The 9,033-nt window shown below is 40.3% G+C and carries 10 protein-coding genes; 3 read left to right on the top strand and 7 right to left on the bottom strand.

The window, feature by feature from the left end:
* Positions 1-177: 177 nt before the first annotated feature.
* Both aepX and ACFE93_RS32995 read right to left on the bottom strand, forming a co-directional pair.
* On the bottom strand, positions 178-1,833 hold the full coding sequence (aepX, locus tag ACFE93_RS33000; RefSeq protein ID WP_375480072.1) for a phosphoenolpyruvate mutase: 1,656 nt from the start codon (positions 1,831-1,833) through the stop codon (positions 178-180).
* Between the two features lie 193 nt (positions 1,834-2,026).
* A complete protein-coding gene (locus ACFE93_RS32995; protein WP_375480070.1) occupies positions 2,027-2,782 on the bottom strand; it encodes an NTP transferase domain-containing protein in 756 nt (251 codons plus the stop codon).
* Positions 2,783-2,890: 108 nt separating this feature from the next.
* Here ACFE93_RS32995 and ACFE93_RS32990 point away from each other — a divergent pair, with 108 nt between their 5' ends.
* Entirely contained in the window at positions 2,891-3,172 is a 282-nt protein-coding gene (locus ACFE93_RS32990) for a hypothetical protein (RefSeq protein ID WP_375480069.1), read from the top strand.
* Positions 3,173-3,297: 125 nt separating this feature from the next.
* On the opposite strand, the gene ACFE93_RS32985 is transcribed toward ACFE93_RS32990, so the two are convergent.
* Genes ACFE93_RS32985 through ACFE93_RS32970 form a run of 4 tightly spaced genes read right to left on the bottom strand, consistent with a single transcriptional unit; the run spans position 3,298 to position 6,731 of the window.
* Positions 3,298-3,522, bottom strand: a complete 225-nt coding sequence (locus ACFE93_RS32985) for a hypothetical protein (protein WP_375480067.1) — start codon at positions 3,520-3,522, stop codon at positions 3,298-3,300.
* An 8-nt stretch (positions 3,523-3,530) separates the two neighbouring features.
* On the bottom strand, positions 3,531-5,168 hold the full coding sequence (locus tag ACFE93_RS32980) for an alpha/beta hydrolase (protein WP_375480065.1): 1,638 nt from the start codon (positions 5,166-5,168) through the stop codon (positions 3,531-3,533).
* 23 nt (positions 5,169-5,191) lie between these two features.
* Positions 5,192-5,986, bottom strand: a complete 795-nt coding sequence (locus ACFE93_RS32975) for an alpha/beta fold hydrolase (protein ID WP_375480074.1) — start codon at positions 5,984-5,986, stop codon at positions 5,192-5,194.
* A 13-nt stretch (positions 5,987-5,999) separates the two neighbouring features.
* A complete protein-coding gene (locus ACFE93_RS32970; RefSeq protein ID WP_375480064.1) occupies positions 6,000-6,731 on the bottom strand; it encodes a 2OG-Fe(II) oxygenase in 732 nt (243 codons plus the stop codon).
* Between the two features lie 450 nt (positions 6,732-7,181).
* Here ACFE93_RS32970 and ACFE93_RS32965 point away from each other — a divergent pair, with 450 nt between their 5' ends.
* Positions 7,182-7,343 (top strand): hypothetical protein, encoded by a 162-nt coding sequence (locus ACFE93_RS32965; protein ID WP_375480062.1) that lies wholly within the window; start codon positions 7,182-7,184, stop codon positions 7,341-7,343.
* A 59-nt stretch (positions 7,344-7,402) separates the two neighbouring features.
* The gene (locus tag ACFE93_RS32960) at positions 7,403-8,050 is read left to right on the top strand and encodes a GNAT family N-acetyltransferase (RefSeq protein WP_375480060.1); all 648 of its coding nucleotides are present in this window, start codon (positions 7,403-7,405) and stop codon (positions 8,048-8,050) included.
* A 322-nt stretch (positions 8,051-8,372) separates the two neighbouring features.
* Here the strand turns inward: ACFE93_RS32960 and ACFE93_RS32955 are convergent.
* Positions 8,373-9,033 (bottom strand): iron uptake porin (locus ACFE93_RS32955; RefSeq protein ID WP_375480058.1); only part of this gene is annotated, 661 nt, incomplete at its 5' end.

Genomic DNA, 9,033 nt, shown 5'->3' with positions numbered 1-9,033 from the left:
TCGCAACTTCGACTTCTGAACTCGCAACTTCGACTTCTGAACTCGCAACTTCGACCTCTAAACTCGCAACTTCGACTTCTGAACTCAAACCTTCGACCTCAGAACTCAAAACTTCAGCTTCAGAACCCAAAACTTCAATCTCACAATTCCCCATGCCTAATGCCCAATGCCCCACTTTTATTGTTTTAATTGAAAAGCAAGGTCAAGATCGTCCAAAGAATTAACATCTAACCAGTTACCGCGAATATAAAGCACCTTGATCGGTTTGCCTTGCTCGATTAAATAATTGCATAATTCTGGCAAACCTAAACTATTGAATTCCGGTTGTTTTTGCAACTCATTGAGTGCTTCACTAACCCATTGTCTACCTTGACTCCGCAAGCGCAGCATCCCAATCCAGCGGCCGCTAGATTTTCCTAATTGCGTTTGTGTGGTTTTAGAAATATTCAACAGGTTGACATCCTGTCCAAACAGAGAAAGATCGTCTGGAATTGAGCAATAAGCGTAGTCAGGTGAACCGCTAACAGACTTGCTGTTGGCTACAGAATCAACTACAGCGACAATTTCTCCGGGACATTCTAATAAATCTCGTAGGATGTAGCTTCTAAATAGTAAATCGCCGTAAAGCACCAGCATTTCTTCGCCAAAACTAGCTTGAGCTACGGCTAAGGATGCTAATTCTCCCGTTGTTTCATAATCTGGGTTGCGGATGACTTTAGTCCCCAGAACATTGATAGTTTCTGCTTTGTAACCGGCGACAACGGTAATATCGTTGATGGCAAGTTTCTTGAATTTATCCACCAACAACCTGAGTAGGGGTTTACCTCCAAGGGGTAACATTACTTTTGGTTTATCTTGCGTCAATCCTGCTAATTCTTGGCCTCTGCTAGCAGCCAGAACGATCGCTTGGGTATTTTGCCGTCCGTTGTTAAAGTAGCGTTTTTCAGCTTCTTGGAGTTCATCCGCCCCTTGTAGCCGGAAAATTTCTTTTACGGGAGCAATCTCATCTTCAATGTTAATTAAAGTTTCGCTGGCTTTCACTTCACGCGCGATCGCTTGCATACTAGCAACAGCAGCTCGAATCAGATGGTTTGCCCAGATGACCAAATTAACTTCAGCTTTGCGAAAAACATCAGTAGGCGTGCTGTAATATTTAGTCGGTATAATCACTAACGGGGAACGACCCGCCCACTCTTTAGCAAAGGCTAACACTTGGTCAGGACGCGATGATTTACTGTGAACCAGAATGGCGTTTGCTCCAGCTGCGTGGTAAGCTTCAGCTCGGCGCATTGCTTCAGAGAGATCCCACCCAGCAATCAAAGCTTCGAGTCGGGCGACGATGCAGAAATCTGGGTCTGTCTGACTATCTTTACCTGCTTTAATTTTGCCGCAGAATTCATCAATATCAGCCAAAGCTTGGCGACTACCGTTGATAAAGCTATTGGTTTTGGGAAAAAGCTTATCTTCAATACAGACTCCAGCAATACCTCGCTGTTCTAACTTTTTGACTAGGCGGCGCATATTATTAAAGTTGCCATAACCAGTATCCCCGTCTAATAAAATCGGGATGCTGGTGACATCAGACATGAACTCCAGCATTTCCACAACTTGAGTCCAACTGGCTTCATTATTATCTCGAACGCCATATTGAGCCGAAAGGGCTAGTCCACTCGCCCAAATTCCTTTAAATCCAGCCTCTTCCACAATCCGGGCGCTAATCCCATTGTGAGCTTCCATGATGAAGTCGAGTTGAGGCGATTCTAGTAATACCCGCAATTGGGTACATTTATTTAATTTTGCAGCGGTATCAATGGGTGCAAATATTTGATGCATTTATTCTGCTTTTTTCAACCTATATAATATAGCGGTTATCAATTGCATGGAATACAGACCTAACAAGAACAGCCCCTTAAGAGCTAGCGTTGGGGAGTAAACCTCAAAGCCTCTCTCCTAAAAGGAGAGAGGAATGGAAGTGAGGTCAAACTGTATTGCTTCCATTCGATAACCGCTACAAATTAAAATATTTTCAGACATTTTCTACGACTTCTATCTGAGGTAAAATCTCGTTTTGGGCACGTTGAATATCCTGGGGGAAATCAATTTCAAGCCAAGGTAATCCAGTGATGTCTTCGTAGCCAAATGTTTCTGGAGTTTCTAAGAGCAGATCCCGAATTACTTCTTCATAAGGTTCATTATCGCGTCCGTCTGCAACATACTGTTCTGTGCGAGTAGCAATCCGGTGAGCAGTAGCACTTCCAAAACGAAAGAATCCCACCGACTCACCGACAAAATCATAAGCCAAACCAGGAGCTACTTGTTTGCGAAACTCCACTAGATAATTATCTCTAACACAAAGCTTCACAGGTTCATCTCCCGGTTCAAAATCCCGATCTAGTAAAAAGCTGTTGGCGATATTTGTCTTTACCAGTCGTTCGATGATGCGGCGATCGCACAATACATCTGCATCCATTAATAATATGTCATCGCCAGCAACTAAATGCTGACGTACAGTCCAAAGGCTGATCGTACTGCCTTTGGTGTAGTCAGGATTATAAATTGTACTGACCCAACTTTCGGCTCCTAATACTTTGATTTCCTCCTGAATTCTTTGTGCTTGATAACCCACAGCAATCACCACTTCATCAATTTGGTAATGACGGAGATTGTTCAAATGGCGCTCTAATAAAGATTTGCCATTAAATTTCAGTAAGCATTTGGGTTGGATTTGCCCATCTTTACCTAAGCGTCGTCCAACGCCAGCAGCTAAGATAATTGCCTTCATTGTCAAGTCACCAACACTAGCTTAGACACCAGGAAATCTGGAAATTTTCCTAGTATTTTATAATGACTGTTTTTTGCTCAAGACAATATTTGTTAATTAATTCTTAACATGGAAGAAACAATAACTCTGTATCGTCCTACTGGCCCAAAAGAGCTAGAACTGGTTAAACAAAGCGACTACACCAAATGGCCGCCGAGACTACCTGAACAGCCAATTTTTTACCCAGTTACAAACAAGCAGTATGCCCAGGAAATTACGACTAAATGGAATGTTAGGGACAGTGGCATAGGTTATGTTACACGGTTTGAGGTTAAGAAAGTTTTTATGGATAAGTATGAAGTTCATCTTGGAGCTTCATACCATACAGAATGGTGGATTCCAGCCGAATAACTGGAAGATTTAAACAGTAACATTGTGGGTAAAATCGAGGTGATTGGGGAATATAAAAGCTAATTGCGCCAAGTGCGAAACACCTGGCGAAAACCAAAATAGGCGATGTCTACGACGGGCTACGCCTACGCATCTTTCATATTCGAGACAAAATGTTTTAGCATACCCATACGGGTGTCGGTGACGTACTCCAAAGTCAAGACAATGCGCTGTTCATTGTTACCCAAAGGAGTAACTCTGTGGTAAAGTTTGTTACCATTGAATAATACTAGAGTACCAGAGGTTATGGAGAGCGATCGCATTTCCATCTCCCGTTCAGGAATATCTTTGTAGAGTTCATCTAGCTTCAAAAGGTTTATTAAAACGCTTGTTGTAGTTGTTCAGATGTCAGTGATTTAATCAAACTTAACGGTAGTGGTTGCTGACTAATCGTATTAACATAATCTGTACTCAAATAGGGAAGATAACTTGGCTGCTGAGCAACATAGTTTTCAAAAAAGGGAACACTCAAAGCTTTAACATAACGACGTGCTAAAGCCGGACTTGAACCAATTACCTGTGGAGAAACAGGTATAGTTGCATTTGGTGATTCTGCAATAGTAGAAAAGTGTGTACCACCATTGATAAGTGCTAAAAATTTATTTGGAGTTGTTAACCAAGTGAAAGGCTGAATTTGTTCTGTTAAAGCCGGAGCAACAGTATCATAACTGCCAGATACAATCATCACGGGAATTGTTATTTGGCTGAGGCTAGCTTGACCAAAAATACTGCTATCAACTGGATTGATTACAATTGCTGCTTTTATCCTTACATCAGATAAGTAGTATTTAACCTTTGGTAAATTTACTGCTAAACACTGAAGTAGAAGCGAAATATTTAACGTATTTTTCAAAGCTGGACAGTCAACTTTCAATTGCTCAAAATTAATCTTTGCACCTGCTAATGCTAATGCTGTATACCCACCAAATGATTGCCCTATTATACCAACTTGTTCTAAATTTAAATGCCCCTGAAATGTTGGATTAGACTTTGATAAACGAGTAAGTTCATCTAGTAAGAATTTAATATCTAAAGGTCTGTCAATAAGTTCTCTAGGATTGGTCACTCTATCTGCTGTACCTGATAATAATGCTTGCAGTTGTTTTGAATTACTGCCAGGATGTTCTGGAACAGCAACTACAAAACCATAAGAAGCGAGATGTTCGGCTAGATAAGCAAAACTTGTTCTGTCAGAACCAAGTCCGTGCGAGATGACAATTATCGGACGAGGAGTTTGAGCAATTGGAAGGTAAATATCAACTGGAAAAATCCGATTACGCAAGAGGTCATTCAGTGTGATAGTTTGCTTTAAGAAACGAGAAGTTCCGGTTTTTCCTAAGTCCATTAATGGAACGATATTAGGTATAGAAGCAGTGGTTGCCTTTTGTTGGGATTGTTGGTTAATAAGTGCTACTGCTTTTTGAGTTTGATTGACTAAATTCTGCAATGTTTCTGCAATTGCCAAACTCTGGTCTAAATTAATTGAAATTGCATTTGCAGGAAACTTGTGTAATACATTTAAAAGCGTAAAATCTTTTTGATCTATGGCTGACAAAATCAGTGCTGCACGAATTGCATAAAATCCTGACAATCTAGATTCTGTCTGAATAACTTTTCCCAACTTCTCTAATAATTGTTCTCCAATTGGTGTATAAAGAAATTGCGAAACTTCTATTTCATTTAAAGGAATAGGAGTTAGTAAAACTTTTCGCAGTTGAGTTAGTTCCTTTTTATTTACATAATGAGTATATCCAGCCAAAGCATCGTCTACTTTGCCTGTTTTAGCATAAGTTTCGAGCGAACTAATTGGAATAGACCTTTCTAAAAGACCGTAATTAAATTTTATGCGTTCTGCACCTAAAGCAGGGTAAGCAGTTAGTGTAGGCAGCAACCCGATACTAAAAATTCTCAAAGCCAATTTCAGCGAAATAGTTTGTTTAGCTATAAAATGAGTCATTACATGCTACTTCAAATAGTACATTAACCAACAATAAAATTAGCTGATAATAAAATTTCAGAAAGATTAACATCATTTTGGACTAAGCAAGCATGACCGCTATTAGGTAAAGTTATTATCTGAGAATTAGGGAAAATATTATTTAAACGTTGTGCTTCTGCTGAGGAAGGCAAAAGTCGGTCATTTTTACTAGCAATTAGTAAGACAGGTTGAGTAATTTGAGATAATTTCTTTTCATCAATATCAAATTCTCTCATCAAAGATAGACGCTGATTAGCAGTTTCTTTTGGTGCAGAACTGGTTGAGTTTGAAAGAGCTTGATTAGCAGCAGGTGAAATTCGACTTAAATTAGCTAGAAAAGGCAACGATAAAAACGAAGAAATTTTATAAAATAATTGAGGTGTGTAAGGGAACAAAAGCGAACCTAAATTTAACCAAGGTACTCGATGAAATGAAGAAGCAGAATTAATTAAAATAATCTTTGTAAATAGTTGAGGGAATTTTTCTAAAACTTTTAGTGCTAAGCAACTCCCGAATGATTCTGCACAAAGATAAACAGGCGAACGCGGTACTTTTTCTAGTTCTATTTGGGTTAAAGTTACTACTTCTTCTGTCATTTCGTCCCAACTTGTTAAATCGTCAGACGGAATGACAAAACAACGGACATCAAAAGCCGCCTCTAAACCTGCTGTTTGAATATACATCAGTTCCTTTCCAGTCTCATCCATGCCTGGGATAAATACAAAGAGTGGATAATTAGGGTTAGATGGCTGCTGGGGAGCAAGAAAATAAGGATGGCTGCGAACTTTAGATAGCATGGCTAAACTAATATCAATAACGAAGGGAATAATTAGAGCGAAACACTTGGCGAAAACCAAAATAGGCGATCGCATCTTTCATATTCGAGACAAAACGTTTTAGCATACCCATGCGGGTGTCGGTGACGTACTCCAAAGTCAACACAATACGCTGTTCATTTTCACCCAAAGGAGTAACTCTGTGGTAAAGTTTGTCACCATTGAATAATACTAGAGTACCAGGGGTTATGGAGAGCGATCGCGTTTGAGTTTCGCGTTCAGGAATATCCTTGTAGAGTTGATATTCCAGCTTACTGGACGAATTATCAACCAAACCGAGCAACACTGTATAGCGTTTCCCGTGATAGTAAGAGGTATCGTAATGATACTGGATATGATCTCCAGGCTCAGTGTAATAGTACAGCGCGTAAGTATGGGGATCGGCATCAGGACAGGGAAGGAGTTTTTCTGCCGTAATTTTGTTCAGGAACTCGAAAAAGGCATTGAGTTGATAAAACTCTCCAAAAATCGGAGCAAGGCTGTCTAAGCTATAGCGGCTGATACTACCGCCCTTTTTATGATTGGGAATATAGTTGCGGTTGATAGCAGGTTGCAAAGACGGCAACAGCGCCAAAAACTGCTCGATGATGGAGTTAGGGAGAAAGTTTTCCACTACCAAAAATTCATTTTGAGCTTGAAACTCAGCTTTAAATCTCTGGTAATCAACAGCTACTATAGCTTTATCAATTTCAGTTTGAAGCTCCATTGATAATTTGATATTAATAGAGGATTGCCAAAATAAACATACCATTCACTCTAGTAATTGTGGAACTATGAAAAATATGTTTTGCTTCCTAAAATCCTGCAACGTGTAGCATGAGCCACACTGTACGGACTCAGGAAAGTACTACTTGTTTTTCTTGCAGTATTTTCCACAAATGCAGGAAAGCTTTTGTCTTGCTGGATTACTATAGCTTTGATTCATGAGTCCCCGTGTTCAAAATGGGAAAATTGTATGCTAAAACTTTTCCGTTTTAGCACTGTTACCCCATCCACTAGTCAAAATCCTCATTTTGTCACATACGAGCCACATCCCCTGCAATTGTTTACTTGCTTGATATGAGCCAAACTTATATATGAAAAAACCGCTTGCTTACACTATCAAAGTTCTGGTGATGAGCTGGAGGAAGAAAAACCAGAGGATTGAATCACAAACATGATTCGCGAATTCTTTGTGCCAGTTGCTTTATCCCTGAAGCGAACGCTTGCAGCTCCCGTTGATTTTCTGCCGAAACTAATTCATTTACAGCTTGTTGTCCCCCAGTCAGGTGAAAATCAGAACTTTTCTAGCTATTTCATCCCTACACTTTTACAATAACTATCAACGTACTCTAGAAGAAAAAGAACCCTGATTCTTTCAACACTAAGGAGCCAGTAATGCACACAACACCCTTGAATGTAAGTTCTACAAATGAGGTAGAACCAATTATTGCAACCATTGAATCGGTCACTGAGTCTAATGTCGCCGATGTCGTTGCACTGGAGGTGCTAGCGTTTAACACAGACCCAGCGTCACGATGGTTATATCCTGAACCTCGCCAATATCTGACCTATTTCCCGCAATTCATTAGCTTTTTTGGAGGTAAAGCCTTTGAGCATAATACTGCTTACTATATCGGCGACTACTTTGGTGCAGCACTTTGGGTTCCACCCGGAATCGAACCAGATGCCCAACCGCTAGTTGACCTAATTCAGCACAGCGTCGCAGAGCAAACGCAAGCCGATATGTTTGCTCTGCTAGAACAGATGGAACACTATCACCCGACTGAGCCGCATTGGTATTTGGCAATTCTAGGAGTTGAACCCAAGCAGCAAGGCAAAGGATATGGATCTGCCTTGATACAGAAAATCTTGCAAGAATGCGATCGCACCCAAACCCCTGCCTATCTCGAATCCTCAAACCCAAGTAGTGTTCCCTTTTATGAGCGGCACGGGTTTGAAGCGATCGGTACTATTCAAGCAGGTACATCGCCGATGCTGTTTCCAATGATTCGCTACCCAGATCGGAAGACTGAAGGATATTAAGAAGTAAAAAGTAAAAAATAAAAAAATAATCCCCATAAATAAATTTAGCGCAAAGTCTCAGCCGCGGTTTCCGTCGATCTGAACTTTGTAAGAGAGGAGATTTGATAAGGAGATATTGTTTCTCGCGCTATGCGTCTCAAAACAAATGTTTTTACCTAGTTCCATAAATAAATTTATGCGGCTCACAACCATTTTTCTTTTTCTTTCTTTTACCTTTTAACTTTTTACTTTTGCCTTGTTTGGTGATTGATGATATGATAGCTACTCTTCCATAGTCCAGCATCAATTTATCAAAAGAGGAAAGTTGTCCGTATCGTGCCAATTACAGCATCATTGTTATTTTGATTCTGTCTGGATTCACGAGCCAAGTTACCCCTGGAGTAATGGAAATGTTGTCATTCAATTGATGGCGATAAAATGCTTCAAAGTGAAGTGGAAGATCGTTTTGCACTCCACTGGCGCGTTGAATTGCCGTTGGATTACCCAAGTAAGGTTCTACACCTGCAACGATTCCTAGCAAATTGCCCTTTTTACCGAAGTCAGGTAATCCAATTCCTAGCCCATAGCTCCAAATATTCCGACTACCTTCACCATCGTTGAGAAAGTCTGCATTCGTATAAGAAAAGAATCCGTTGACCAAGAATTGTGGATTCGTCTGCCAAGAAAAGGTTGCTCCGTAACTATTGATTTTTGCTGGAGTGATACCAGGCGATTGATTTGCTGCAAGCGTTCCAACAAATCCACTAAAGCCTGCACCAAAATCAAAAACAGCAGATATTCGATAAGCATTGACATAAGTGAGCGCAAACGATAGCGTATTGCTGGCTTTGAGAGTGAGTTGACTCAGTGCAGAATAATTGCCGTTAAACAAACCATTTTCGGCGCTGGGGTTGTTAGCAGAAATAATAATTGCACCAGTTGCATCTGAATTATCAGCGAGGTAGCCAGCATTGATTGTCAGAGCGGGAGTGATATTGTACGTC

It is taken from the genome of uncultured Nostoc sp. (genome assembly GCF_964247315.1).
In the GTDB taxonomy this organism is placed as follows: domain Bacteria; phylum Cyanobacteriota; class Cyanobacteriia; order Cyanobacteriales; family Nostocaceae; genus Nostoc.
The sequence above is the reverse complement of the archived record's forward strand: the minus strand, read 5'-3'. Positions and strand labels throughout refer to the sequence as shown.

Coding starts and splice junctions, on each gene's coding strand:
- aepX (WP_375480072.1), bottom strand. CDS start 1,833: ATGCATCAAATATTTGCACCCATTGATACCGCTGCAAAATTAAATAAA.
- ACFE93_RS32995 (WP_375480070.1), bottom strand. CDS start 2,782: ATGAAGGCAATTATCTTAGCTGCTGGCGTTGGACGACGCTTAGGTAAA.
- ACFE93_RS32990 (WP_375480069.1), top strand. CDS start 2,891: ATGGAAGAAACAATAACTCTGTATCGTCCTACTGGCCCAAAAGAGCTA.
- ACFE93_RS32980 (WP_375480065.1), bottom strand. CDS start 5,168: ATGACTCATTTTATAGCTAAACAAACTATTTCGCTGAAATTGGCTTTG.
- ACFE93_RS32975 (WP_375480074.1), bottom strand. CDS start 5,986: ATGCTATCTAAAGTTCGCAGCCATCCTTATTTTCTTGCTCCCCAGCAG.
- ACFE93_RS32970 (WP_375480064.1), bottom strand. CDS start 6,731: ATGGAGCTTCAAACTGAAATTGATAAAGCTATAGTAGCTGTTGATTAC.
- ACFE93_RS32965 (WP_375480062.1), top strand. CDS start 7,182: ATGATTCGCGAATTCTTTGTGCCAGTTGCTTTATCCCTGAAGCGAACG.
- ACFE93_RS32960 (WP_375480060.1), top strand. CDS start 7,403: ATGCACACAACACCCTTGAATGTAAGTTCTACAAATGAGGTAGAACCA.